Origin of the sequence: Acinetobacter tandoii (assembly GCF_008867985.1) — a bacterium.
GTDB classification, from domain to species: Bacteria; Pseudomonadota; Gammaproteobacteria; order Pseudomonadales; family Moraxellaceae; genus Acinetobacter; species Acinetobacter tandoii.
In genome coordinates, this window is record NZ_VXLD01000002.1 from 223,886 (window position 1) to 250,248 (window position 26,363).

Sequence of the window (26,363 nt, forward strand, 5' to 3'; positions counted from 1 at the left end):
GTTGAATTAAACAGAAAGGTCCATTGAGTTTATTCACAAATTCAAGGAGGTATGTATGGGAATAATGCTTGCCGTGACTTCTTGGAAATACAATGCGACTTCAAGATACTTAAAAATTTTTTATAATAATGGTTCTGGAGAACTCTACCACCCTGTGCCCCAATTTGTTTACGCCAACATGCTACGTTGTAGTGATAAAGCCGCTTTTGTACACAAATACTTAGAATACGACTTGCACTTCACACGCATTACCATCCAATAAATAACAATAAAAAATCAGGGTAAGCCCTGATTTTTCATACGAAGTCTGCATGTTCGCTTAAACATCATAATCTTTTGCAGTAATAACCAATAAACCTGCACCTAAAGATAAGGTGGATAATAAATAGTTACCTTCTTCTTTTACCAAATGGGTAAATGCTTTCACTTCTTCTGCATGTGAAATGACATTATCAACGATTAAAACTCCACCTTGTTTAGATAGCAATCGTTTTAAATCAGACCAATAGTCCACATACGTATCACGTTCTGCATCAAGTAGAATCAAATCATATTTTTCGGTACATTCTGCTAAATAATCTTTGGCATCTCCTACCCAGAACTGGATTAATGGCTCCAAACCAAATTCTTGCGCAAACTGCTGCGCCTGTTGACTGCGTACCGCATCAATTTCTAAGGTGGTAAGCTGTCCTTGTGTAACTTGTAAGGCATCTGCCAGCCACAAGGTCGAATAACCTGTTGATGTTCCTATTTCTAAGACTTTCTTCGATTTCTGAATTCGAATCTGCATCGCTAAAAAGTGAGCAGAATCAGGTTCAATATTGCGGTAACGCTGTAATCGATCTTTTTGAGTGTCATCATGCTTTTTAAAAGAAACATATAAATCATTTATTCTTGCTTTAAATTGTTGACTCATACTCATCGAGACATTCCATTTTTAAATTGGCTATACGTTAAATTTCATTTTTTATTTCATGTTCTATTCATATAGCAGTTTTTTGTATCAAATTAAAGCGAGGAACAGTTTTCCCATCTTCTAAAGTGACTTGCTCGGTAAACATGCTTAAAGGACGCACCCATAAAGAATAATCGCCATATAAGCATTGATAGACCACCAACTTTTCTTCTGTTTCACTATGTGTTGCGACAGAAAATACCTGATACAACTGACCTTTATAATGTTGATAAATACCACGTTCTAACATCGTTGGACTCTACAATAATCTATGATGCCTCATGCTAAATGATTCAACCCGATTTGGAAATTCAATCTATAGAGGATGTTGTATTTTTATTCTGATCTAATTCAAAACTATCCAGCAAAAGACTGGACCTGAGGAGACATAAAAAAACCACTTCCGAAGAAGTGGTTTTTTTTCAATTATTTCTTGAATGGAAACGCATACTTCACGATACGCTTAATCACACTGCCATATTGCTTCACCAAACTGGCATTATTGTAATTTAAGCCGTATTTTTCGCACACTGCTTGTACTTTAGGCGCCATTTTACGGTAACGGCGTGCAGGTACATCAGGGTACAAGTGATGTTCAATTTGATGACTTAAATGTCCAGTCAAAATATGGAAGGCTTCTGAACCCGTCAAGTTAGAAGAACCACGAATTTGACGCATATACCAGTGACCACGGCTTTCATTTTGCAAAACTGTTTTCGGGAACACTTCTACGTCTTTAGTGAAATGGCCACAAAAAATCACGCTGAAAGTCCAGATATTACGAATCCCGTTTGCCACAAGGTTACCTGTCAACACTGGTAATGCCGCAGGACCTGCAATCAATGGAAAGAATACATAATCCTTGAACAATTGCTTGCCAATTTTGCGTTGTAACGGTTTCCACTCTTCTTTCAGTTCTTGTTTAGATTTACGACCAAACCAAACTTTACCAATTTCAAGATTTTGAATGGCTACGCCCCACTGAAACAGTAAGCAGAATGGAATGCTATACAAAGGCTGTAATAAAAAACCTGGTTTCCAGCGTTGTTCTGGGAACAAACGTAATAAACCATAACCGATATCATCATCCATACCTTTAATATTGGTATAGGTGTGATGTTTATAGTTATGGGTTTGACGCCAGTTATCAGAGGTTCCGACAATATCCCACTCGTAGTTTTGCCCACTGAATTTAGGATCATTCATCCAGTCATATTGACCGTGCATGACGTTGTGCCCTAATTCCATGTTTTCCATGATTTTGGCAAAGCCTAATAAACCTGTCCCCAAAATCCAAGCTGGCGGAAACCAACCTGCAAATAAGCAAGCACGACCAGCAATTGAAGCGTACTGTACGGTTGAATAAACACGGCGGATATATTTGGCATCTTTCTCGCCAATATCATCCAACACTTCTTGTTTAATCGCATCCAATTCGCGCGCCAATTCATCTAACTCAAATTGAGTAAGTTCACGATTTTTTGGGTTCTTAAAATATTGTGCTTTTACTGGCATATTCATAATATTGAACTCTCTTATAAATCAATCACAAGATCTGTTTTGGCAGAACTTACACACAGTTTTAATGGATTACTTGGCTCGCTATTTTGTTGACCATTGAGCATGTCTTGCGTTGAGCCTTGTACTTTATTACATACACATTTATGGCAAACCCCCATACGGCAGCCATAGGTCGGTTTCACGTTGGCATGTTCTAGCCCAACTAAAATTGATTGACCGCGTGGAATTGCAACCACTTTGTTGGACTTACTTAGCATCACATTCACAAAGCCTGTATCGTCATTTACTACAGGTGTCATGCTAAACGCTTCACTTTGGAACATTTGCGCTTGAGTAAAAAGTTGCTCCGCTTGCTGAACGAAACCTGATGGACCACAAGCATACACAATTGACTGATCAATATCGGTCAATACCTCGACCTGAGCCGCATTTAAACGTGCATCTGCATTTTCTTCTTGGGTATAAAATACTTGATAAGAAAATTGCGGATATTGCTTTGCCCACTGTTCAAAATAAGATTTGAACGCGAAATCTGCATAATGCTTCACCCAGTACATCACATGCACTTTACGCTCACGTAGTTGCTCTGACTGAGTTAAAGCAGTCAATAAACTGTACATTGGAGTAATACCGCTGCCTGCGGCCAACAAGATCATCGGTTGATTTTGTTTAGGCAACAACATATCACCATAAGGCTGACCAAATTCAAGCACATCACCAATTTGAGCTTGGTTGATTAACCAGTTACTGACTTTGCCTTGTTCTACTTTTTTAACGCTGAGCAACACATGTTGCGCATCAATCTGAGTCAAACTGTAGGTACGCTCATAACGCGCACCTTGAACATCTACCATAACAGGATGATGCTGACCTGCTTGACCCATTTTGAAATGACGATTGACTTCAATCGTCAAACTTACCATTTCTTCAGCAGTATTGTCCTTTTGAACAATCTTACCTAGAGCTTGATCAACCGACCAAAGTGGATTGACCTTTTGCAACCAAAAATTCAAAGAGTGTTGATCTACAACACTTTCGACTAAAAAATTAAGGGGAGAATTTGATTTTTTTAGCATGAACATCTTTAAGACCACGCAATTGACTTTTAATTATTATACACATGTATATATATTTGTATATATATTCGTCCTTTTTTATTCATTTCACATCACAGGCAGTAAAGGCTATAATGCAAAAAAGCATTTAATCTATTGAAAAATATGAACCAGCCTTCGATCAAAACAAAACACGACACTACGACTCATGACCTTAAAACGGTGCATGAACCAGTTGTAGTTCGTTCTGTCGGTCGTAAAGCTACCATTACGAAAGATGAATTATTCCAAGCAGCGCTCAAACTGATTGGACCGCAAAAAAGCATTGCCTCTTTAAGTCTACGTGAAGTTGCGCGTGAAGCAGGTATTGCACCAAATAGTTTCTATAGACATTTCAAAGATATAGATGAGCTTGCCATTGAGCTGATAGACCGTTCAGGTATTGTGTTACGCCAAATTTTGCATGAAGCACGTTTAAAAGCGATCAAGCAAAGCAGCATTATTCGTAGTTCGGTCGAAGTATTTATTGAACAGTTAAATACTGATGAAGGAAATTTAAGTCTATTACTACGCGAGGGTTATACAGGTTCTGCCTCATATAAACTTGCGGTAGATCGACAGCTTAACTATTTCCAGCAAGAACTGAAAGATGACCTGATTCGTTTAGAACGCCTCAATCACAGCAAAATGGCACACCCTGACTTAGCAGCGAAAGCAATTACGCAACTGGTATTTAATATGGGGGCCAAAGTGATTGATTTACCAAATGAAGAACGCAAAGCCATGGCAGAGCAAACCATGATTATGATTCGTATGATTTTGGAAGGTGCACGTCATTTGGATGAATCGCAAATTCGTTAAACAGATTGACAGTTAAAATTCCCAATAAAAAAGCACCAGATGGTGCTTTTTTATTGCTGGGTTGAAAGTTAAACCTTAAGGCTTAACCACCACCAACACTTGAATAGCTTCTGGCGTTACAGATAAACCATCCAACAAGGCAATGCCTTCCTTCTGCAATTTTTGTAAGCGTGTAATTTCGTCTTCACGAATACTTGGATTAAATTGCTTTAAATAACTTAAACGGTCAATTTCATATTGCCATTTGCCACCATAGATTTCTTTGGCTTGCTGCTTCATTTCAGGCAAAGCAGTTTTGGCAATATTCAAAGCCTGTTGATAGCGTTCTTCAATCACATCACGACGCGCTTTCACCACCTGACGGCAACTGTTGCTGTCTAAATGATGTAAATACGGCTTCAGAATACTTGGCTCAATCTTCATCGATAAATCTTGCCCAGTTTCACTGAGTAATACGCGAATCAATTGCTGTGGCAAGCTTGAAGGCAAGTTCAATGCTTTCGGTGCAATCACATCGACCTTGAACCAAACTTCTAACAAAATTGAGCCTTGTTTTAATGCATTCGACTTTAAAATCGCGACATTGGTACTACCAAAGGCCTGCGTATTGATCATTTCCATCACACTTTCAGTGAATGGATGCTCTAAAGTCAGATATTGCGCATCTTCACGGACTTGAGCTTGATCACGGTAGAATGTCGCGGTCATGCCTTCTTCATCCAAGGTTAAGCCCTGAACTTGCATTTGATCTGTCGGTTTAATAATGACTGTACCATTACTTTGCTCATCAAAATCAATGTTAGTCGACGCCATAAAGCGCTTCATAAACATTGGCAAAGTGGTATTGTCATCATAATCTTCAAGCGCTTGTACAATTTCTTGCGCAACGATTGGTCGGCATGAATTGTATTCGAGTAAGCGGTCACGACCTGCTTGTAATTCCGCCTCTAAAGCTTCACGTTGTACGCTGACTTCTTCAAGCAAATCTTCGAACTGTTGCCCCATATCGGTAAGCAAGCAATCTTTTAAATTGACAATGAAGTTTTCTTGCAAGGTTTGTGCGGTTGGCGAAATATTACTGAAAATATTCAATGCTTCGTTATACCAACGGAACATACGCTCTTGCGCTGTACCTTCTAAATATGGCACATGAATCTGAATACGGTTTTCTTGACCAATACGGTCTAAACGACCAATACGCTGTTCCAATACGTCTGGATTGGCAGGCAAGTCAAATAACACCAAGTCAGAAGCAAACTGGAAGTTACGCCCTTCTGAACCAATTTCAGAACAGAGTAAAATCTGCGCACCATAAGAATCTTCAGCAAAATATGCCGCAGCTTGGTCACGCTCAAGCAAGCTCATGCCTTCATGGAACATGGCTGTACGAATACCTGCATGTAAACGTAAAGCGTTTTCTAATGCTTCGACCACAGGACCACTACGCGCAATCAACAACACTTTTTTGTGTTTTAACTGAGTACGCAGCATTTCCATAAGCCAACCCACACGTGGGTCAGATTCCATCCACGAACCATCAAGCTGTGCTTCTTCAGGCCACATTTGCTCACGTAGTTTGCCATCTTTCGACCAGTTTTCTGGTGCAGGTAATGGCGCAGGCTGACAATCACGACCAGGGAAGCCTTGAATCGCTTCACGGGTATTACGGAATAAAATACGCCCTGTACCATGGCGATCCAATAATTCATGAATTGCACGGAAACGTTGTTCTGGTTCGTCACTAATGCGATGCCCCAATAACTGTTCAATTGCAGTTAAATGGCTATCTTCTAACGGTAAATCTGACATCAGCACTTCTGCAATTTTTGCAGTATGTTGATACTTTTCTTCTTCATCCAAGAAACGATCTAATGAACTAAAACGTTGCGGATCGAGCAAGCGTAAACGCGCAAAGTGGCTTTCAACACCTAGTTGTTCTGGTGTTGCGGTCAACAATAACACGCCTGGTGTTTGCTCAGCCAACTCTTCGACCAGATCATAACGATCATTGCCACCTTCTTCCTCATTCCACATCAAGTGATGTGCTTCATCTACCACTAACAGATCAAAACCAGCTTCCAACGCCTGTTCGCGCAAGTCGTCATGGTCAATCATCAAGTCAACGCTGGCAATAATGCATTGCTCAGTCAAGAATGGATTGAGTTCAGGGTCGTGTTCTTTAATAGACGCGGTACGTGTTAAATCAAAAATAGAGAAGGCTAAATTGAAACGGCGGCGCATTTCAATCATCCACTGATACTGTAATGAATCAGGCACTAAAATCAGAATACGTTCAGAACGACCTGTTTTTAGTTGTTGGTGGATAATTAAACCCGCTTCAATGGTTTTCCCCAGACCAACTTCGTCTGCCAGTAAAACACGTGGTGCAAAACGCTTGCCTACTTCGTGTGCGATATAAAGTTGATGCGGAATTAAACCGACGCGCGCACCAACCAAACCACGTAATGGGCTGCTTTGCATATTGGCTTGCATCAGCATTGCTTCAATACGTAGGTCATACCATTCTTTATAGTCAATTTGGCTTGCCAGTAAACGATCTAAAGGCTTAGATAATTGAATTTGAGCGCCAATACGGGTTTCATTCAGGGTTTTACGTTCTTGCGTTCCATCTTCTAAGCTACGCACGACAGCGTAACGTACCACACCATGATGATGCTCCAATGACTCGACCAGCCATTGTGTTCCTTCCTGATCATGCACTTCATCATTCGTATTAAATACGATACGAGATAAAGGGGCATTGTTTCGGGCATATACTCGCGTTTCGTCGCTTTTTGGGAATAAGATGCTAATCGATCGTTCATCAACGTCAATTAATACCCCTAAGCCAAGCTCTGTTTCTGTGTCAGATAACCAACGTTGACCAATAGCAAACTGCTGCAATTTTTCCACCTTTATCTCAAATGTAGACCAAGAAATAATTGCTCAAAAGAGAATATTATTTGAACAAAATTTCATGGCTTTAAGCAATATATTTTGACATAAAGCTCACTAAAAAAGTGGGCTTATTCGAATCTGAAGCGTATTTTTTTCGCCTTAAAACGGTACTGGGCAATAGAATTCAACTAACTGCTCTGTTTTAGGATGTTGAAAGCTCAAACGCTCTGCATGTAGACATAAACGATCCAACAATAGCTGCTCGGGTGCGGCATACAGCGTATCCCCTACGATTGGATGGCCTAGGTACTGCATATGTACACGTAACTGATGCGAACGACCTGTAATAGGCGTCAGTTCAACACGAGTTACGGCTTGACCTTGAATTTCAGAATGTTCAGTCGCTTTCCAGTGTGTCAAGGCAGGCTTGTTGTAACTCGGATCTGCAATGTGTAAAGGTGGACGTGACGGATCGTACACCACAGGTACATCCACTGTTCCTTCACCTTGCAAATGCCCAGCGACTACAGCTTGATATATTTTTGACGTTTGGCGCTCTTGGAACTGACGCGAAATTCGGTTTTGTCCGAATTTAGAAAGTGCAAAGACCAAAATACCTGAGGTATCTCGATCTAGACGATGAATCAGCAAGGTTCTCGGCTCTTCTTGAAGTAACCGATTAATCACACAATCTTGCAAGTCAGCCGTTTTTCCTGGCACTGTAAGAATCCCCGCGGGTTTATGGATTACCATAAAATCCTCATCACGGTGGATCAGATGTTCATTCAGAAATTGACTCAAGAGATATTCCAAGCTGACTGTGCAAACAAGCGGGCAATAATAAGAAGCTCCCTTATAAATTACAATGCAAAAATCAATAAAAGTCAGCGTTTTTTACGATTTTGTTCAAAAAAGTTCTGATTTAACCCACAATACGAATTGTGTTTCTGAGACTGAATCATTTTTTGAAATTTGTGATTTGCTTGACGTCTTCCTCTAGAACATGAGCCGCATCAGCAGGTCATTATTTTGCTAGAGGTATTACCGCTATAGAATCAATAACATAGGCTTTTTAAAGCATATATTAAACCAAACTTCATTCGAAAATTTACCCACTCCCCCTTATCTCAATAAACAATGCACACAATATAAATTTATCCATCCCTAAAATATATCAACGCGGGCTGTGTCTTATCCAAGAGTTCTAACCCAATATATTCGGTCTAAATCCCAAATAGGCATGTCCAATCCTTTAGCGATTGGAATTTAGCACTGAATCTTTAATTCTCAGTTAAATCTTTACCTAACTGAAAATTGTTGGCTTGGGAAGGTCTATGACTAAGAATCTTGTATAAAGCTCAGCGTTGATTTCTCTTAAAAAACTCAAGTCGAATCATTTTGGGGAATGTTGAGAAAGCTTAAAGCTGAATCTGTGCCAAAAACTGCTCAATGGCATACTGTGCGATTTCAGCATCTTGAAATGCTTTAGCACCTGAAATTCCTATCGCCCCAATGAGTTCCTCTTGATATAAAATGGGTTCTCCACCTTCAAGCATGCCTGTAATGCTCTCTACCGTTAAAAATCCGTCTTGTCCATTACGAATTAAATCTTCAAATAATTTGGTTGGACGTTTACTGATGGCTGAACATTGTGCTTTTTCGTGACACAATCGTGCAGTCATTGGGGATGCGCCATCCATACGCTTCATACTCAATAAACAGCCTGTTTCATCAACGACTGCAATACTTACAGCAAAGCCATGCTGTAAGGCATACCCATAGGCTGCATTTAAGATCAATTCGGCATCAGCCAATTCTAAACAATATTTGGTTTTCATGGATTTTCCTTGCAAAAAAAAGCCTGCAACATGATCACAGGCTTTTTGGAACTTTCACTACAACTTATGCTTTCATTTCAGCAAAGGTTTCTTTTGCGGCTTGAATCGTAAATGCAATATCTTCATCACTATGTGCACTTGAGATGAAGCCCGCTTCAAATGCCGATGGTGCCAAATTCACGCCACGATCTAACATACCATGGAAGAATTTACGGAATGCAGCAACATCACATTTCAGCATTGAATCGAAACTGGTGATGTCTTCTTGATCGGTAAAGTAAAGACCAAACATTGCACCCGCTTGTTGAGTTTTGAAAGGAATACCAGCAGCATCAGCTTCTTGCTGTAACCCTGCCAAAAGCTTTTCTAATTGAGCTGTTAAGTTTTCATAGAAACCGGGTTGGCGTAAATGTTTGAACATTTCAATGCCCGCACGCATTGCGAGTGGATTACCCGACAATGTACCCGCTTGGTACACTTTACCTAAAGGTGCAATACATTCCATCACTTCGCGTTTACCACCAAAAGCACCTACTGGTAAACCTGCACCAATAATTTTGCCTAAAGTGGTTAAGTCAGGTGTCACGCCATAATGAGCTTGTGCTCCGCCTAGTCCAACACGGAAACCTGTCATTACTTCATCGATAATAAATACCGAACCATGTTCATCACACACTTCACGAATGGCTTGCAAGAAACCTTCCACAGGTTTTACCAAGTTCATGTTGCCCGCTACAGGTTCTACAATCACACCCGCAATTTCAGCACCAAATTTAGCAAAACACTCTTTTAAGGTTGCAATGTCGTTATACGGCAAAGTTAAGGTATGTTTGGCAAAATCGGCAGGTACACCCGCTGAAGTCGCTTCCCCTTCACCTGTTGTTAATAAGCCTGAACCTGCTTTTACCAATAATGAGTCAGAATGACCATGGTAACAGCCTTCAAACTTCACAATTTTGTCGCGTCCTGTATAACCACGTGCCAAACGAATCGCAGTCATGGTTGCTTCAGTACCTGAGTTGGTCATGCGTACCATTTCAATCGATGGCATAATTTCACAAATCACATCTGCCAAAGTCGTTTCATGTACGGTCGGTGCGCCAAAACTCAAACCATCTACCGCAGCGTCTTGAACCGCTTTAATAATGGCTGGATGTGCATGACCAAGAATCATTGGCCCCCAAGAACCAACATAATCTACATAACGCTTACCATCCACATCAAACAAATAAGCCCCTTGCGCTTTTTCAATAAAGATGGGTGTACCGCCCACGCTATTAAATGCACGTACAGGTGAATTCACGCCACCCGGAATATGTTTACTGGCTTGTTTAAATAATTGTTCTTGCTTTGGAGATAAACTCATGAATTTACTCAACCTAAATAGAAAATAATCGACTTACAACATTATGCAGTTTTAGCAAATAACTGTGCCCATGCATGAACACGGGGTGGGATGTCAGCTACGTTCAACGCTAATATATCACTAATTACCGCGCAAAGGTCTGCGCCCGCAGTAATCACAGGTGCTGAATTTTCAACGGTTAATCCACCAATTGCACAAATCGGCACCGCAAATTCCTGCTTCGCCTGAGCAATGACTTCAATTCCCACATTACCTGCTTCAGGCTTAGTCGCAGTTGCATAGACAGCACCAAATGCAACATATGTCGCGCCCTCTGAAATCGCCTTTTTAGCCAATTCCATAGAATTTAAACAAGTACGACCAATAATGACGCCTTGCGGTAGGCACGCAACTGCATCGGCAATTTCACCATCATCTTGACCCAAATGCACACCCAATCCGTATTGCTGTGCGAGAGCCAAATCATCATTAATTACAAATGGCACAGCATATTGATTGCAAAGCGCTTTAATTTGTTCAACTTCCGCAGGTTGATCGGTTTTGTTCACTTTCTTACGGCGATACTGAAGAATTGCAATTTGACCTGTTGCTAAAGCTGCGTGTAATTTTTCTAGCAATAGATTTAAAGGATCATCATTGGTAATAAGGTATAAACCACACATAAAAAAACCTGTACTTGACTAAATAGAGCATCCATTTAGCCTAGATTAAAATTGTATAAAAAAAGCCATCATAGCATTATGATGGCTTTTCAGCAGATGAGATTTGCCCAATTTTAATGCATTCATTGGGGGTACTTATAAATAATTACCTTCTCGTTCAGGTTGATACAGTACTCGCTCAATCTTGACTTTCATTAAATGCCCATCAGGTTGCGGCCATTCAATTTCTTGTCCTTCAGACAATCCCAAAATTGCTGCGCCCACGGGTGCCAACACATTGACCTGTCCTTTATCACCACGAAAGTCATGCGGATAAACCAAGGTAATTTCCGTTGATGAAGTATCTGGAGCAATCGTGACCAACACACGTGCATTCATGGTGACGACATTGGCAGGAACATCTTGCGGAGCAACAACATTGGCACGTGCCAATTCATCTTCTAAATGCTCCATGGTTGGCGTTAATTTTGATTGATGCTCTAACATAGTTTCTAAACGATTCAGATCTTGTTCAGAAATGATAATAGTTGGTTTGTCCATAAAACCGTCCTTCTCAAAAATTCATGTTCTAAATTTTGCTTTGGTGTGTTCTTTATTTTCACATGCTGAATTATTTATAGCAGAAAATGAAGAATGGTGAAGATAAGCATTTTGTATAGATATAAAAAAAGCCCCCCTTGAGGGAGGCTTCTCAAGCATATTGCTAATTATTTTGCATATACTGGGAACTTAGCACATACAGTTTCAACTTTCGCTTTCACTGTTGCAATAACAGTTTCGCTACCTTTTGAATCAAGAATGTCAGCAATCCAGCCCGCTAATTCGCGAACTTCTGCTTCACCAAAACCACGCGTCGTTACTGCTGGCGTACCAATACGGATACCTGAAGTAACAAATGGAGAACGTGGGTCATTTGGTACAGAGTTTTTGTTCACAGTAATGTGAGCAGCACCTAACCAAGCATCTGCATCTTTACCAGTAATGTCTTGTTTGATTAAAGATAACAAGAACAAGTGGTTTTGAGTACCGCCAGAAACAACGTCATAACCACGCGCGATTAAAACTTCAGCCATTGCTTGAGCATTTTTAACCACTTGTTGTTGATATGCTTTGTATTCAGGCGCCATCGCTTCTTTAAAGCAAATTGCTTTTGCTGCGATTGCATGAACTAATGGACCACCTTGGTTACCTGGGAATACAGCAGATTGAAGTTTTTTCTCAATTTCTTCATTTGCTTTTGCAAGGATTAAACCAGAACGTGGACCACGTAAAGTTTTATGCGTCGTTGTCGTTGTTACATCAGCAATTTGTACTGGGCTTGGGTAAACACCCGCAGCAACTAAACCAGCAACGTGTGCCATGTCTACAAATAGGTAAGCGCCAACTTTATCCGCGATGTCACGGAAACGCTGCCAATCTACAATTTGGCTATAAGCAGAGAAACCAGCAACGATCATACGCGGCTTGTGTTCAACCGCTAAACGCTCGACTTCTTCATAATCGATCTCACCAGTTTCTGGGTTTAGACCGTATTGAATTGCATTATAAGTTTTACCTGAGAAGCTTACTTTAGCACCGTGAGTCAAGTGACCACCGTGAGCCAAGCTCATACCTAGAACTGAGTCGCCTGGGTTAAGTAAAGCTAAATAAACTGCTGAGTTTGCTTGTGAACCCGCATGTGGTTGAACGTTAGCGTAATCAGCACCAAATAATTCTTTAGCACGGTCAATTGCCAATTGTTCGATGATGTCGACATATTCACAACCGCCATAGTAGCGTTTGCCTGGGTAGCCTTCTGCATATTTGTTAGTGAGTTTTGATCCTTGAGCTTCCATTACTGCTGGTGAGCAATAGTTTTCTGATGCGATTAACTCAATATGAGCTTCCTGACGAGCGTCTTCGTTAGAAATTGCTTGAGCTAATTCTGGATCAAATTCAGCAATAGAGATATTGGCAAACATTAGCGAGGTCCTATGTATTTAGGGCTTTTAAGCCGTGCTAAGATTGCCGCGTATTGTAGCACGAAGTTTGCAAATATTGAGAACGATGTTTGCTCTGTTTTACATAAAAAAAGCTCATGTCGATAAAAAACATAAGCTTCTTTTGTTCAACTCAACTTATTGAATTGGCATTAATGTTTGTACATCTATCAAAATATTCGGAATATTTAGCACATAAGCTGTACCATGATCCCAAGTCGTATTGGTTTTATAGGTAATTGGAGAGTTTTTAGCAGCATCTCCACTCAGCAAAGTATCTGTAGCAACTTTTGGAACCGTCGTATCCATCGCACCTTGATAAATAATAATAGGCGTACTTATTTTAACCTGAAGAGGCTGTGAATCTGTATCTAAGAACTTTTTCACAGGAGATAAAGTCATAAAATTACTTTGTGTTCTAGGGTAGTTGGTAATGTCATCTGCATTATCTTCTGCATAGGTATTCATAGCTGTCCCAAACTCTTGCTCTAAAGAGATATAACAATCCGTTTCAGCATTGTCGGCAATTTTATCGGTTGGGGACTTAAACACTTGGCTGTATTGCAAGCTTGGATTTGTATTACGTAAACCTGCAGTAATTAAAGCTGTAAATGTATCTAAAGAAGCCAAAGTCTCTATTTTTTGCTTTATATCGGTTTGTTGAGCGGCAAGGCTCTCCCCTGCCAATAAGATCAATTGAAGATTGGATGCAGGCGCAACCGCCACAGTTCCTTTATAGTCCAGTTGTGCTCTAGACTGATATTGTGCTGCACTCAAAGCAGCGTGCCCGCCTTGCGAATGCCCAACGGTCATCCAGCGATTCGACACTTTATTACCTAAATAATTTCGCGCTGCCACTACGGCGTCAGTAATTGAAAATGCCTCACTTTTTACATTTAAGAAAGGATGTAATTCATTATTTGCTGGTTCACCCAAACCTTCGTAATCTGGGGCAACCACCACATAGCCCGCAGTTAATAAACCCTCAATCATCGCTTTAATATAGCTATTTAATTGACTGCGACTTGGTGCACAAATATCTGCAACGCCCGTCGTTCCATGCGCCCAAACTACAATTGGCCAACCCTTTGCAGGCGGTGCTGTTTTTGGTGTAAAGACTAAAGCCGTAGCTTGTACTTCTTTATTATTAATGCCGAGCATCTTATAAGTCATCACGACACTTTCACCTGCCGTCGCAGACATATCGGTTTGGTTATAAGCTGTGGGTGTAGAAACAACAGGATTTGTAATATTATTTTTGGGAATATTATCCCCTGAATGATAAGAATCATGATCATCATCATGACACGCACTTAATAGCATCGCTGTACTGGTCAAAACAGCGATCAGCATTCTTCTCTGCATCGTTTATATCCTTATTCAATTTTTATTGTTTTTTGCTTCATTTTCAGCAACGTTTTATTTTTACGCCTTTTTCTATTTCTGTTCAATTTTATTTTTAAATTGATTTTAATAAATATGATTCATCAGTTTTTTAAAACAAAAGATCAAATGGACTAATTAAACTTCTGGTTTATATTTGTTTCACTGCACATGAAAATGTTAAATTGAACCATTCAGCTACACCATAGGATTTTCATATGCAAGCCATTATTTTGGATACAGAAACACACACCTTAAATGGTCAACCCATCGAAATTGCATATGCACCTATTGAAGTTGAAAATGGCAAACTCACTTTAGACAAGTCCAAATTATTTGATCAACTGTATTGTGTAGATGAGCCAATTTCTTTTGCAGCAATGGCTGTGCATCATATTTTAGAATCTGACCTCATTGATCGTCCTCATTACAGTACTTTTATTCTCCCAACCGATACACAATATATTATTGGTCATAATGTCGATTACGATATTCGCGCAATTGAAAAGTGTGGTGTCGATACCAGTTCAATTAAGGCAATCTGTACATTAGCACTGGCACGCCGCGTTTGGCCAGATGCTGAAGCACACAATATTTCAGCATTAATTTATATGATCAGTAAAGGCAGTGAAAAAGCCCGAGAAATGATTAAAAAAGCACATCGTGCAGATATGGACATTATTCTGACTGCCAACATTTTAATGCACATTGTTCATCAACTGAATATTAATAATATTGAAGAACTTTATGCAGCTTCTGAAGATGCGAGAATTCCGCGAAGCATTAATTTTGGCAAACATCGTGGTACCAATATTACAGACCTGCCTGCGGACTATATTCAATGGTTACTTCGCCAAGATGAGCTTGATCCTTACCTACGTAAAGCACTAGAAAATGCTAATTTAGTCACATTATAAATCAATGATTTGTAATTAAATTTTAACAATAGTGTAATTTTCACGCAGTATAGTCTGCTTAATTTATCTCATGGAATAAATTAAGACATGATTCACTATTCTAAAACACAATTAGGACATGACGCACTAAAACAACGCAGTTTGCCATTAAATGCACGTCAACGCCGCTTACTGGTTCTGATCGGAACTGAAGATTTTGACTCCATGAACGAAATCTTCAAACAGCGTCTTGCCCCACCTGAACTAATTGAACAACTGAGCGAGATGGGGCTCATTATGGCATCGAGTGCTCAAGCTTTTGCAGAATCTGAAGTTCAATCTTTACGACCAACGGCTCAATCACAAAGTTCAGTAACGCAGCCGTCATCAAATTCAATTTTAATGCCAACAGCACAGCAACGTCCTCAAGCAGAAATATCTGAACCACAACAGCAGGCGACGTCACTGTTGGCCGAACAGACTTTTCAATCTGCAACATCAGAACCCACTGAGCCTAAATTTGAAGATTTAGTCGCGTTGGATTTTGACGATGTTAAGTTTTTAATGGCTCAGCTTCTACAAAAATATTGCGGACTCATGGCGAAGCAACTGGTGTTGCGCATTCAAAGCTCAGAAGATATTCGTTCTCTGAAACTCTGCCAAATGCAGTGGATTACCCAATTACAAGAAACGCGTATTCCACCTAAAGAGCTAAATCGAATTCTGCATCAGATTAATTTTTCACTGCAACGACTCAATCCAGCATAAATGTTAAGAGGAATTTTGTTTAAGCTCAGTGGAATGAACTCTTAACATCATATTTTTTAATTTTAAAAGATTATATTTATTAAAATATTGGCGCACTTTTTCCATTTTAGATATCTCTCTCAACGTTTAGTGTGCCAATCCTTCTACTTAAGCGTTATAGCTTCAGCACTTAATATCTGTGAAATAGAACAATTTGGAAGCAATCTATGATGCCACTCCATCTTATTTTTCATCCAGAGGATCACCCTGCTCATCTTAAAAAAGTCGGTAATTGGGTGATTACCTTTCCAGCAAATCTTGAAAGTGATGAAACATCTCATCTAGTGATTCAGAGCGTTATACCGCAACAAATGAACCAGAAAATACAGCTATTAAGTCTAGAAATCTGCCAAAGTAGGCTCGATCATCACTGGGAAATCTTAATAATGCGCTATTTTGATGGCAAACAAACCATAGAGCTGCGCCCAGATCATAAGCAATTAATTCCTATCATGCTAATAAAGGGTTTTATTCAAGAATTTAGAAAATATGATGTTGAACTACAACTAGAATAAAACTAAAAATTTTAAAAGGTTTATCCGTGATCAAAGATATTATGGTTTGGAATTTAAGCTGATAAAAAGCAAGAACTCGCATTTCTGCGAGTTCTTTTATGTTGGATGGCTAGTGCTGATTTTTTATTTGAACTTAACGTTGCAAATTCAATTAGCTGTCAATGATCCGTCCAACTACTTCGTAGCTCTTAGTGTTGCTAGCTACTGTAGTTTTAATATAAGACTATGCAATTTTTTTGGCAAGTTACTGTGACATTAAGCCACAAGGAACATATCAAAAACACATTGAATAATTATTAAGCAAATGATCTAATATTTAACCTTTATCTATTCACCTTTACACATTGATCAAATTCAAGGTAATTCTTTAGATTTTCACTTAATTAAATTTTTATAAATAACACCATCTTTCATAATCACGAGAAAACTACTTTCTGGATGAGCAATCAACTGAATATCATCTAATGGATTTCCGTTAACTAGTAATAAGTCGGCTAAAGCCCCTTCCTCAATTACCCCAAGTTTGCCAGCATAAGGGTTTCGTTGCCCAGATAAGCTTAGAAGTTCTGCATTTGTTGATGTTGCCATACGTAATACTTCCGGTGGACTATACCACTTAGTCATAGTTGTAAGGATGGCTCCTTGATTTTTAGTTGCTTTAGAGTCAAATAAAATGTCTGTTCCCCATGCTACTTTCAGCTTGTATTTTTTTGCCAATTTAAATGCTGTATCAGTTCCAGTCTGTACCTCTATTTGCTTCTCTCTAGCTTCTCCTTGTTGCGGGTTTGCAAACTCATTGTCTAAAAAAGCCTGCCCACTAAGCCAAGCTTTCTTTTCTGCCATCATTTTTGCAGTAGGTTCATCCATTAACTGAGCATGTTCAATAACTTTTACACCACCACGCAAAGCAGCTTGTATCGCACGTGGGGTATATGCATGAACTGAAACATAAGTTCCCCAGTTTTCTGCAGCGTTTACAGCGGCTCTAAATTCTTCTTCGCTATACTGAGCAACATCAATTGGGTCATATTGTGAAGAGACACCGCCTCCAGCTGCCAATTTAATTTGACTGGCTCCTAACATTAATTGCTCTCTAACTCTTTTTGTCACCTCATTCGGTCCATCTGCAATAACTCCACCACCAATTTGTTCTCCACGACTTAATCCACTTCCTCCTGAGGATGGAATATCATAAGTCATTCTAAAATCACCATGTCCCCCTGTTTGTGAAATCATGGCACCAGATGGCCAAATGCGCGGTCCTTCAACAATTCTCGCATCAATTGCTCGTTTCAAAGCGAAAGTAGGACCGCTCATATCTCGTACACTAGTGAACCCTCGCATTAACGTATTTCGTGCTTCTTGTGCTGCGCTGAAATTGAAATCGGCAACTTCAGATGTCAGAAGCTTTGATACTGGCATTGCAGCCATCATGGCATGCCAATGAGCATCAATTAAACCTGGTATTAACACCTTTTGATTGCCATTAATAATTTGTGTATGTGCACTCGAAGGTATATTGCTCTGAGAGATCTGTTGAATTTTATTACCTCGAATCAAGACATTCATTGGAGAAGTTACTTTCAGCGACTTTCCATCAAAAATCTGAACATTTTGAAAGAGTATTTCTGATTCATCACCTGACTTCGGGGAGTCCGCTAGCACAGTTGAAGTAAACCCCAAAAAACTGATAACAACGGCACACATTCTTCTTTTTTTTTCCATAATCAAACCTCACATAACTGATGGTTAAATAATGTGTTTTTACAGAGCATGTCTTACCAATCGACATTTACACGTCGATTAGGACCTAAGCAACGAATTAGATTTTCATTGCGCTGGCTAGCGTCACATTGTTGGTACAAATCAGTTTTATTGTTCGCTTTGATTTTAATCCGTTGTGGAGCAACACCATATTGAACCAATAACTGGGCTACAGTATTAGCGCGTGCCCGAGAGAGCTTTTGATTATAATCATCAGAGCCTAATCTATCTGTATAACCAGACACCACAACTTGACTGGTCTGACTGGTTTGATTAATCTGGTTCGCTAGTGTACTGATGGAACTCTCCCCAGTCACTATTCCTGCTGCATCTGAGCGATCGAACTCAAAAAGAATATCAATTGCACTCTCAGTTGTGTCTACCGTTTGAGTCACTGGTAATTCGGGTTGAGGTTTCACAATCTGCTCGGGGTACTTTATGAGTTTTTCACAATCTTCGCCTTTCCAACTTAAACGTTCTGATAACGATTTTCGATCGAAGTCGACTCTTAACTGACATCGTTTATATTGTTGCGTATTAGGGACTCGAATATCTAAAACATAGTTCCATGTTTTGGGTGCAAATATGCCTTCATTAAATTGTGGGTCGCCTAAAATATGTCGAAATTGATTTTTATCCAAACCGACATCAAGTCGAGCAATATCATTCACTTCATAACGTTCAACTTGTTTTAAATAACTTTTTTTTAAATCTGGAAAATTAACTTGCTGTCCCGTCGACACAACTGTTTCCGCAGCCATAGTCGATAAAGGAACACATAGCATCACACTATAAAGAAAGGTTTTTTTCATAGCAGTTATTCTCATTCATATTCTAATTAAAATGGACAAAACTTTAGGACCTCACTGAGAGGTCTAATCAATCACACCACTAAATCCAATACGTACACTTGGATCCCCTTGTGATGCTGCAGCCATACCTCCTGTAAATGACCAACGCCCATTATCTGCTGTCTTACGCAAGGTGACACCAACCGCATTTTCCCCACCATGGTATGCAGCCCCAGCAGCATAGGTGAATTTCCCCGCTACAAATGGTGCGCCTTCCATTGCCATAGCTGCTGCAATACCCGCGTTTGCCTTTTTCTCTACATCATCAATTCGTCCATTCGTGTTGTAGAATACCTGCTCGATTCGATCTCCTAAATTGGTAATTCTGTCGCCCAAATCAATATCGGCTTGATTGAGTGCGCCTAAAGCATCTCCTACATTATGGTATGTCCCCTTATTTACATTATAAGTAGGGGCTGTGAATTGTCCGTTTTCATATTTTGCACCTCCACCTAATGAGGTCGTAATATATTGATTTGAAGTATTCAGTTGTGAGCCATTCACAGCATCTTTAGACGTACTTGATACTTCTCCAGCCGCAACATTGGTAATTTTTTTGTTGCCTGCATTAATACCATTTTGGTCGATCGTGACATCTCCAACTTTGACGGTATTTGCGGTAACTGTATTAGAAGTTACTGAATTAAATTTCACATCATTCGCAGTGGCGACAACAAACTCTTTACCACCTGCACTGTTCTTAGTCTCAGTCACTGTAATATTTTGACCCGAAACAACTGTCGAATGCTGTCCTGCTTTTTGGTTGATCGAACTAATGGCATCATTAATATTGGTTGCGCCTGTCCCGCCAATATTAACAATAGTGTTACCATCTCCACCTTGGAAAGCTCCATCCCCAATAAGATCATGAAGCTGACCACCATTCACGGCATCCTTACTATTCTGCGCGATACTTCCATCAGCAACATTCGTTACCTTATTTCCAGCAGCATCAATGCCATTTTTGGTAACGCTTGGTCCACCTGCGATGGTAAGTCCATTATTATTGATGACTGTATCACCTGTTGTAACACTGTCTACTTTGACATCATCGGCCAACTCTAATGTAACGTTGCTACCACTATGATTTAGTTTAATATTTCCTTTCTCACTAGAGAAATCAACCGTCTCTTCTGCTCCAATTAGGCTTGGACTTTTTGAACCATTTGTATTTAAGTTCCAACCTTTATTAGCACTTTGTATACTGTTACTCAGTGCTTTAAGTTGGTCTTCTGTTGCAGCCTGCCCACTGACATAATTATTCGGATCAAAGGTTTTATTGGTTAATCCACCAATGGTTCCTGTAGAGCCATTTACAATGACAGGGTTTGCTCCACCTACAATAATCTGTGTAGGTCCCAGTTGAGTTTGGAACAGACCATTGCTGAGATTAATACTGCCTGCGCCAATCAGACTACTATTGGTTCCATCACTGACTAACGTTCCATCTATGGTACTGGTATTGGTTTTATTGCCATCTTTTAGCTCAACTTTGCCATCAGTGACCTTACTTTTTCCAACCGTTAAACTACCTGCACTGGTTAGATCAATATTTTTAGATAATTCGACTTGGACTTTTCCACCTGAAACTTTGGTACTGATATTACTATCTGCACCAATCACGTCTATGCTTTCCCCTAATGTCTTGGTTACGGTATTACCGTCTTCCGCGGTTAAAGCAAACCCAGCATTGTTTAAACCCGTTTGAATTTCTTTAAGCTGTTCTTCTGTCGCCGCACGACCTACGGTCGCAAAGTCACCGCTGGTTGTGGTTTTATTGGTTAAACCAGTAATCGCACCTGTATTACCATTCACCGTTACAGGATTTCCACCAGTTGCAGGTCCAATTTTCACGACTGGCTCTAGCCCAAAAGTAATGCCATTACTGCCTGTATTGGTAATTTTAATATTGCTATCAGTCGCACTAAAATCAACATTTTCACCAAGAGCAATGGTATCTTTGGCACCAGTGTCTGCATTTGCACTGACTGTAAAACCTTTATCGATAATCTGTTTAATTTGACTGCCGTTTACAGCATCCATTGAACTATCGGTAATATCACCCGCAGCAACATTGGTAATTTTATTAGTTCCTGCATTAATACCTGTCACCGTGACACTTGGTGAATTCGGGACTGCACCACCACTTGAGTTCACGAAGGTTAAGCCTTTGCTGTCAATAACCGTCCCCCTAGCATTAACACTATCGAGCTTAATATCTTTGGCAAGTTTTACGGTCAGTTTATTATCCGTACTGTCGGCTACTACTCCAATATTGTTATCCGTCAGATTAGCTCCTACCGACTCACCCCCTACAATACTTAAGCGTTGACCCAATCTCCGATCGACATTTACACCTGCATTGTCACCCACAAATGTAAGCGGCGTTGCCAATTGATCTTCTGTTGCAGCCCGTCCAGACACATAATTAAGTGGATCAAAGGAGGTATTGCTCAAGCCTGTAATCGTGCCATTTTTGCCATTAATTGCAATGGTTGCACCACCCGGCAGACCACCAATATTCACGACTTCCGCCAGTTTTAGATCAAGGTCAGCTCCGATATTACTAATCAAGAAGTTATTGTCGCTATTTGAGAAATCTACAGTCGCATCAGGTGCAATATTGGTAAGGCTACTTCCATTTTTATTGGTTGTTAAATTCCATCCTTTATTGGCATTCTGCGCCGTATCATTTACTAATTTAAGTTGTTCTTCTGTCGCTGCTCGTCCAACCGTTGCAAAATCTGCTTCTGTGAGCGTCTTGTTGGTTAATCCTGTTAAAGTCCCTGTTGTACCACTCAGCAATACATTATTAGTCGCATTTTTTAAATTAATACTACTGGCATTACTGGTGTTACTGTTTGCTCCAGAGGTGATCACATTTTGGGTAGATGTGCTTATATTACTGTTATTTACACCATCTCTAATTTCAACCTGACCATCGGTCACTTTGCTTGTTCCGACAGTTAAACTACCTTGTGGGGTAAGATTGATATCCTTCGCCAATTTAAGCTGTAAAGTATCCGTACCATCTGCGACCACACCAATATTGTCATCGGTAAGCACTCCTGTGGCCCCCCCTTTAACATTGAGTTGCTCTCCTAATTTGCGGTCTACCTTGGTACCACTATCACCTGCAAAACTCAGTGCCGTATCTGCCAAATCTGTAATGGCTTGGTTGGTTTGATAGAGCTGACTGCCATTAATAGCATCTGTACTTGAACGACTAATCCGTCCTGCTGCAACATTCACGATTGTGCGTTCAGACCCAACATCTCCCACACTCACACTCGAAGAGAGTGTCGGAGTCCCTGCGAAATTATAGGTTTTGCCATTAATGGTTGTAGATGGTGTCGCTACATAGGCAGCAGAAACTGAGTTATTACCTAAAACCACTGCATTTTCATGCGAAGCCGTTGCAGATTTACCGAATACAGAAGCACCTTTAGCCGTTACAGAAGCACTGTTTCCTATCGCCACTGCATCTTCCTGTAGTGCGGTTGAACTGGTACCTATAGCAACCGAATTCAATGCATTCGCATTGGACTGTTTACCTAATGCAATTGCATTAATGCCATTAGAAGTCGCATTATTACCTATCGCGGTTGCATCTCGAGCACGGCTGATGCTATTTACCCCGAAAGCAATTGCATTTTCACCCGCACTTTCAGCATTTTGCCCAATTGCAGTCGCTTTGGCGGCAAAACTCTTTGATTGTGACCCGATTGCTAAACCATCTTGTGCTGTACTATTTGCATCCGACCCTATAGAGGTTGAACTAATGCCCGAAGCTTTAGAATTATCCCCATAGGCCATGCTATCTTCTGCACTTGCATTAGCAAACCGTCCCAACGCTACACCCTGTGCACCACTAGCTTTGGACTGATATCCAATTGCTGTAGCATTATCCCCTTGTGACAGTGCTTGACGACCAATCGCAATACCTTGATTTGCCGTATTCACCTCCGCATCACTCCCGATAACGACGGCATAATCGGATTTGGTACCATCAGCTTCGGAACCTTTCCCAATCACAATAGTATCGATACCTCGGCTTTCACTATTTTTACCAAAGGCAATATTATTTGCACCTGATGCTACGGCAGCATCACCAATCGCAATCGATGAAATTCCAATTGCTCCAGTTCCTGAACCTATAGCAATCGCTTGCTCTCTGGCTGCAATGACTGAATTTCCCAAAGCAACACTATTGGACGCAGTCGAAGATGTGCTTGCACTTGGCCCAATGGCTAAAGAATTGGTACCTTGGGCACCAGTATTGTTTTCGTTATTTAAATCAGTTGTATTGACAGAAAAATAATGCGGTCCAGCCTCTGCGACTGCATTTTGCAACTGCCCTAAATTCACCGCAGAAGTTAAATCGTTTTCATCTGCTTTCACATTGCGAATAATGGTTCCATCTGTACCAACCAAATTCACCACAGATTTATCTGAGTTATACAACACGGCGTCGGGTACGATACCTCCAATTTGTCCACTACCGAGTAAATCAAAAGCATCTTGAATGGTGGTTGGAAGTTTACTTGTATTACCCGTTGAAGGGTCTATAACATTCACTTGTATTAGTGGTAAAGTACCATCGCTACTAATACTGGCAGGGTTTCCACTCGAATCTGTTGCCCCCATAACGCGAATAATATCATTCTGCAATGCTTTAATCTGATTGACGGTCACCGCATCTTGTAGATCTGAACCATCTGCAACATTGATAATGCGACGGAGTGTATTACCACTCCCAACCGATACAACGTTGTATCCTCCCACCCCAGCGGAAGCATTAGTGATATAGCCATTACCAAATGAATTCACATCCGCAATACTTCCAGCACCTAAAGCGACGTCATTTTGTCCAGCCAATGCATCAGATCCTAGAGCAACCCCAAAAGTTCCGTTTACTATAGAGTCATACCCTAAAGCAACACCAGCTTGTGCGACATTAGCACGAGACCCCACAGCAACCCCCAAACTATCTGAGGTTGTTGAGGAGCCAATCGCTACCGAATTCTGTATGGTTGCATTTCTGTCCGTATTACTTTGATAACCAATCGAAATATTTTGATTACCAGATAAATTTGCTCCTGCTGCTGTCCCTAAGGCAATATTGTAATCCGAACTGGTCGAATTCACGCTAGAATTACTACCAGCTCCAACACCTATAGAAATCGCTTGATTACCGCTAATATTTTGACCTGAATTTGCACCGATTGCGATATGACCATTTCTATCTTCTGTACCTGAGCTAACTGAGCCTGAACCAGCAGAACTACCAATGGAGACACCATTTGATACACTTGCTTTTGCTCCATTCCCTAAAGCTATTGCACTTGTACCAGAGGATGTCGTTTGATTACCAATTGCAACACTAGAACTTCCACTCGCAGAAGCCGAGTTCCCTATTGCATTGGCATTTGTAGAAGCCGAAGCTAAAGTTCCAATCGCATTCGCATTTGTTCCAAAGGCATTCGCTCCTTTACCAATTGCATTAGCATTGGTCCCTGTTGCCTGAACTGCATCACCAATCGCTACACTAGATGGCCCCCCTGCTAAAGCTGATGCACCTAAGGCAAGACTTTTATCACCAACAGCCATATTGGCGCCATTTTGTAAAGCGCTTAAAAATTGCGTCACTTGGTCTGGAGAAACAGCCACTCCATTAATTTCAGAAATTGTACTGGTATCCGTACCTGTTGCAGTGACAGGAATACCATTAATTGCAATGATTTGAGTATTTGAGACATTATAAGTTGGTGTAAGGGTACGTGCCTGACCACCGTTACCAATAGAGGTTGAATTGGTGCCTAAAGCGCCCGTTTCTTTACCAAAGGCAATAGAATTGTCATTAAGTGCATTTGCTGTATCACCAACAGCAATACTGTTCAATCCCGCTGCATTTGAGAAATGCCCAACTGCAATCGAGGAGTCACCAATTGATTTTGCAATAGGCCCTATGGCAACAGAATTTAGCCCAGTCGCTTCTGAATCGGCTAGGGTGGAATTGCTATGAAAATATTTTATGCCCTGCCCACTCTGAAACAGCAAATCATCAATTTGACCACCTGTAACAGCATCACTTGAACCAGCCGCAATATTCCCATCCGCAATATTAGTTAGCTTATCCCCACCAAGATCTAAACCATTTGCTGTGCTAGACACCGTAGTATTATTGGTCGTATTGCCAATTTTCACCGTATTAAATTCAGGATTGTCGACCGTTGCAATTGAAATATTGGTGCCTGTGTTAGTCACAGCAATATTCTTTCCATTTATAAAATTCACGGTATCGGTCGATTTAACAACTGTCGCTGTTCCCCCGTTGGTTTGTAAACTCCATGTTTGGTTTTTCAGCGCATTTAAATCAGTTATAGATGCTTTGCTTGCTAGACCTGTCGAAGCATTGTTGACTTGATTATTCAGAGTACTTAAATTATTTTGAGTTTGAACTAAATCAGATTGAGCAGCCTTGGTGGCTAATCCAGTACTTGCATCATTGACTTGATTATTTAAAGTATCAAAATCTGTTTGCGATACCTTGGTTGCTAACCCTGTTGAAGTATTATTGACTTGATCATCCAGTGTAGTTAAATCATTCTGGGTTTGTGTTAATTCACTACCCACTGTTGATAATGACACTCCATTTGCAACAACATCACCTGTAGAAGTTAAAGTGCCTGTTAGCGTGGTATCTCCAACTACTGATAAATTACCATTAATGTTCAAATCATCATTAATATCTTGTGCTACTACAACACCAGAACTCAATAGTGACAACATTAAGACCGCGTTTTTAATGATTTTATTTGTTGAAGATTTTTTCTTGCCCTTTGAATTTTCAGAAACTACAATCCAAGTTCCCAAAATACTACTCCACACCAACTTATACACTTTATTCATATTTTTACCTATATTTATAAAACGTTTTTGATTTATTAGAAGAAGCAAATTTTTTATAAATAATAAAATGCATAATTTATTCACATTTTTCTTTATTGTT

At 40.2% G+C, this 26,363-nt stretch carries 20 protein-coding genes; 5 read left to right on the plus strand and 15 right to left on the minus strand.

Annotation, left to right across the window (positions count from 1 at the left end):
- Nucleotides 1-55 precede the first annotated feature (55 nt).
- The gene (locus F4W09_RS04150; protein WP_016167443.1) at nucleotides 56-262 is read left to right on the plus strand and encodes a KTSC domain-containing protein; all 207 of its coding nucleotides are present in this window, start codon (nucleotides 56-58) and stop codon (nucleotides 260-262) included.
- Between the two features lie 57 nt (nucleotides 263-319).
- Here the strand turns inward: F4W09_RS04150 and F4W09_RS04155 are convergent, their stop codons facing one another.
- From F4W09_RS04155 to F4W09_RS04170, 4 genes are all read right to left on the minus strand, one after another.
- Nucleotides 320-922: an O-methyltransferase gene (locus tag F4W09_RS04155; protein WP_151504113.1), complete on the minus strand. Its 603-nt coding sequence runs from the start codon at nucleotides 920-922 to the stop codon at nucleotides 320-322.
- A 61-nt stretch (nucleotides 923-983) separates the two neighbouring features.
- Nucleotides 984-1,205 carry a DUF1653 domain-containing protein gene (locus tag F4W09_RS04160; protein ID WP_016167441.1) on the minus strand — a complete coding sequence of 74 codons (222 nt, stop codon included), beginning with the start codon at nucleotides 1,203-1,205 and terminating at the stop codon, nucleotides 984-986.
- 176 nt (nucleotides 1,206-1,381) lie between these two features.
- A complete protein-coding gene (locus tag F4W09_RS04165; protein WP_151504114.1) occupies nucleotides 1,382-2,476 on the minus strand; it encodes a fatty acid desaturase family protein in 1,095 nt (364 codons plus the stop codon).
- Between the two features lie 14 nt (nucleotides 2,477-2,490).
- The gene (locus F4W09_RS04170) at nucleotides 2,491-3,558 is read right to left on the minus strand and encodes a ferredoxin reductase (RefSeq protein ID WP_151504115.1); all 1,068 of its coding nucleotides are present in this window, start codon (nucleotides 3,556-3,558) and stop codon (nucleotides 2,491-2,493) included.
- A 138-nt stretch (nucleotides 3,559-3,696) separates the two neighbouring features.
- On the opposite strand from F4W09_RS04170, the gene fabR reads away from it, so the two are divergent.
- Nucleotides 3,697-4,392 carry an HTH-type transcriptional repressor FabR gene (fabR, locus tag F4W09_RS04175; protein WP_016167438.1) on the plus strand — a complete coding sequence of 232 codons (696 nt, stop codon included), beginning with the start codon at nucleotides 3,697-3,699 and terminating at the stop codon, nucleotides 4,390-4,392.
- A gap of 75 nt (nucleotides 4,393-4,467) precedes the next feature.
- On the opposite strand, the gene rapA is transcribed toward fabR, so the two are convergent.
- The 8 genes from rapA to F4W09_RS04215 form a co-directional block, all read right to left on the minus strand.
- Entirely contained in the window at nucleotides 4,468-7,305 is a 2,838-nt protein-coding gene (rapA, locus tag F4W09_RS04180) for an RNA polymerase-associated protein RapA (RefSeq protein ID WP_151504116.1), read from the minus strand.
- 144 nt (nucleotides 7,306-7,449) lie between these two features.
- Nucleotides 7,450-8,091, minus strand: a complete 642-nt coding sequence (locus F4W09_RS04185) for an RluA family pseudouridine synthase (RefSeq protein ID WP_151504117.1) — start codon at nucleotides 8,089-8,091, stop codon at nucleotides 7,450-7,452.
- 617 nt (nucleotides 8,092-8,708) lie between these two features.
- The gene (locus F4W09_RS04190; protein ID WP_151504118.1) at nucleotides 8,709-9,128 is read right to left on the minus strand and encodes a GlcG/HbpS family heme-binding protein; all 420 of its coding nucleotides are present in this window, start codon (nucleotides 9,126-9,128) and stop codon (nucleotides 8,709-8,711) included.
- 64 nt (nucleotides 9,129-9,192) lie between these two features.
- Nucleotides 9,193-10,494, minus strand: coding sequence for a glutamate-1-semialdehyde 2,1-aminomutase (gene hemL / locus F4W09_RS04195; RefSeq protein ID WP_016167434.1), 1,302 nt, complete (start codon nucleotides 10,492-10,494; stop codon nucleotides 9,193-9,195).
- 41 nt (nucleotides 10,495-10,535) lie between these two features.
- Complete coding sequence (thiE, locus tag F4W09_RS04200) at nucleotides 10,536-11,156, minus strand: thiamine phosphate synthase (protein WP_151504119.1); 621 nt, start codon at nucleotides 11,154-11,156, stop codon at nucleotides 10,536-10,538.
- A gap of 135 nt (nucleotides 11,157-11,291) precedes the next feature.
- Nucleotides 11,292-11,696 carry a nucleoside diphosphate kinase regulator gene (rnk, locus tag F4W09_RS04205; protein WP_104440875.1) on the minus strand — a complete coding sequence of 135 codons (405 nt, stop codon included), beginning with the start codon at nucleotides 11,694-11,696 and terminating at the stop codon, nucleotides 11,292-11,294.
- A gap of 167 nt (nucleotides 11,697-11,863) precedes the next feature.
- A complete protein-coding gene (glyA, locus tag F4W09_RS04210) occupies nucleotides 11,864-13,117 on the minus strand; it encodes a serine hydroxymethyltransferase (protein ID WP_151504120.1) in 1,254 nt (417 codons plus the stop codon).
- A 156-nt stretch (nucleotides 13,118-13,273) separates the two neighbouring features.
- Complete coding sequence (locus tag F4W09_RS04215) at nucleotides 13,274-14,500, minus strand: alpha/beta hydrolase (RefSeq protein ID WP_151504121.1); 1,227 nt, start codon at nucleotides 14,498-14,500, stop codon at nucleotides 13,274-13,276.
- 236 nt (nucleotides 14,501-14,736) lie between these two features.
- Here F4W09_RS04215 and F4W09_RS04220 point away from each other — a divergent pair, with 236 nt between their 5' ends.
- The 3 genes from F4W09_RS04220 to F4W09_RS04230 all read left to right on the plus strand — a co-directional run bounded on the left by F4W09_RS04220 (nucleotide 14,737) and on the right by F4W09_RS04230 (nucleotide 16,736).
- Nucleotides 14,737-15,435 (plus strand): DUF3820 family protein, encoded by a 699-nt coding sequence (locus F4W09_RS04220; RefSeq protein WP_151504122.1) that lies wholly within the window; start codon nucleotides 14,737-14,739, stop codon nucleotides 15,433-15,435.
- Nucleotides 15,436-15,522: 87 nt separating this feature from the next.
- A complete protein-coding gene (locus tag F4W09_RS04225; RefSeq protein ID WP_151504123.1) occupies nucleotides 15,523-16,182 on the plus strand; it encodes a hypothetical protein in 660 nt (219 codons plus the stop codon).
- 206 nt (nucleotides 16,183-16,388) lie between these two features.
- Nucleotides 16,389-16,736, plus strand: a complete 348-nt coding sequence (locus F4W09_RS04230; protein WP_151504124.1) for a hypothetical protein — start codon at nucleotides 16,389-16,391, stop codon at nucleotides 16,734-16,736.
- 375 nt (nucleotides 16,737-17,111) lie between these two features.
- Here the strand turns inward: F4W09_RS04230 and F4W09_RS04235 are convergent, their stop codons facing one another.
- The 3 genes from F4W09_RS04235 to F4W09_RS04245 form a co-directional block, all read right to left on the minus strand.
- Nucleotides 17,112-18,461 carry a metal-dependent hydrolase family protein gene (locus F4W09_RS04235; protein WP_151504125.1) on the minus strand — a complete coding sequence of 450 codons (1,350 nt, stop codon included), beginning with the start codon at nucleotides 18,459-18,461 and terminating at the stop codon, nucleotides 17,112-17,114.
- 53 nt (nucleotides 18,462-18,514) lie between these two features.
- A complete protein-coding gene (tpgA, locus tag F4W09_RS04240; protein WP_151504318.1) occupies nucleotides 18,515-19,285 on the minus strand; it encodes a trimeric autotransporter adhesin/peptidogylcan-associated protein TpgA in 771 nt (256 codons plus the stop codon).
- A 90-nt stretch (nucleotides 19,286-19,375) separates the two neighbouring features.
- On the minus strand, nucleotides 19,376-26,263 hold the full coding sequence (locus tag F4W09_RS04245) for an ESPR-type extended signal peptide-containing protein (RefSeq protein WP_151504126.1): 6,888 nt from the start codon (nucleotides 26,261-26,263) through the stop codon (nucleotides 19,376-19,378).
- Nucleotides 26,264-26,363 lie beyond the last annotated feature (100 nt).

What these genes read in the sequence shown, in the direction of transcription:
- F4W09_RS04170 (WP_151504115.1), bottom strand. Translation starts at nt 3,558, where the DNA reads ATGTTCATGCTAAAAAAATCAAATTCTCCCCTTAATTTTTTAGTCGAA.
- F4W09_RS04225 (WP_151504123.1), top strand. Translation starts at nt 15,523, where the DNA reads ATGATTCACTATTCTAAAACACAATTAGGACATGACGCACTAAAACAA.
- F4W09_RS04235 (WP_151504125.1), bottom strand. Translation starts at nt 18,461, where the DNA reads ATGGAAAAAAAAAGAAGAATGTGTGCCGTTGTTATCAGTTTTTTGGGG.
- thiE (WP_151504119.1), bottom strand. Translation starts at nt 11,156, where the DNA reads ATGTGTGGTTTATACCTTATTACCAATGATGATCCTTTAAATCTATTG.
- rnk (WP_104440875.1), bottom strand. Translation starts at nt 11,696, where the DNA reads ATGGACAAACCAACTATTATCATTTCTGAACAAGATCTGAATCGTTTA.
- F4W09_RS04230 (WP_151504124.1), top strand. Translation starts at nt 16,389, where the DNA reads ATGATGCCACTCCATCTTATTTTTCATCCAGAGGATCACCCTGCTCAT.
- F4W09_RS04155 (WP_151504113.1), bottom strand. Translation starts at nt 922, where the DNA reads ATGAGTATGAGTCAACAATTTAAAGCAAGAATAAATGATTTATATGTT.
- F4W09_RS04160 (WP_016167441.1), bottom strand. Translation starts at nt 1,205, where the DNA reads ATGTTAGAACGTGGTATTTATCAACATTATAAAGGTCAGTTGTATCAG.
- F4W09_RS04215 (WP_151504121.1), bottom strand. Translation starts at nt 14,500, where the DNA reads ATGCAGAGAAGAATGCTGATCGCTGTTTTGACCAGTACAGCGATGCTA.
- F4W09_RS04150 (WP_016167443.1), top strand. Translation starts at nt 56, where the DNA reads ATGGGAATAATGCTTGCCGTGACTTCTTGGAAATACAATGCGACTTCA.
- glyA (WP_151504120.1), bottom strand. Translation starts at nt 13,117, where the DNA reads ATGTTTGCCAATATCTCTATTGCTGAATTTGATCCAGAATTAGCTCAA.
- F4W09_RS04165 (WP_151504114.1), bottom strand. Translation starts at nt 2,476, where the DNA reads ATGAATATGCCAGTAAAAGCACAATATTTTAAGAACCCAAAAAATCGT.
- F4W09_RS04190 (WP_151504118.1), bottom strand. Translation starts at nt 9,128, where the DNA reads ATGAAAACCAAATATTGTTTAGAATTGGCTGATGCCGAATTGATCTTA.
- hemL (WP_016167434.1), bottom strand. Translation starts at nt 10,494, where the DNA reads ATGAGTTTATCTCCAAAGCAAGAACAATTATTTAAACAAGCCAGTAAA.
- tpgA (WP_151504318.1), bottom strand. Translation starts at nt 19,285, where the DNA reads ATGCTATGTGTTCCTTTATCGACTATGGCTGCGGAAACAGTTGTGTCG.
- F4W09_RS04220 (WP_151504122.1), top strand. Translation starts at nt 14,737, where the DNA reads ATGCAAGCCATTATTTTGGATACAGAAACACACACCTTAAATGGTCAA.
- F4W09_RS04245 (WP_151504126.1), bottom strand. Translation starts at nt 26,263, where the DNA reads ATGAATAAAGTGTATAAGTTGGTGTGGAGTAGTATTTTGGGAACTTGG.
- fabR (WP_016167438.1), top strand. Translation starts at nt 3,697, where the DNA reads ATGAACCAGCCTTCGATCAAAACAAAACACGACACTACGACTCATGAC.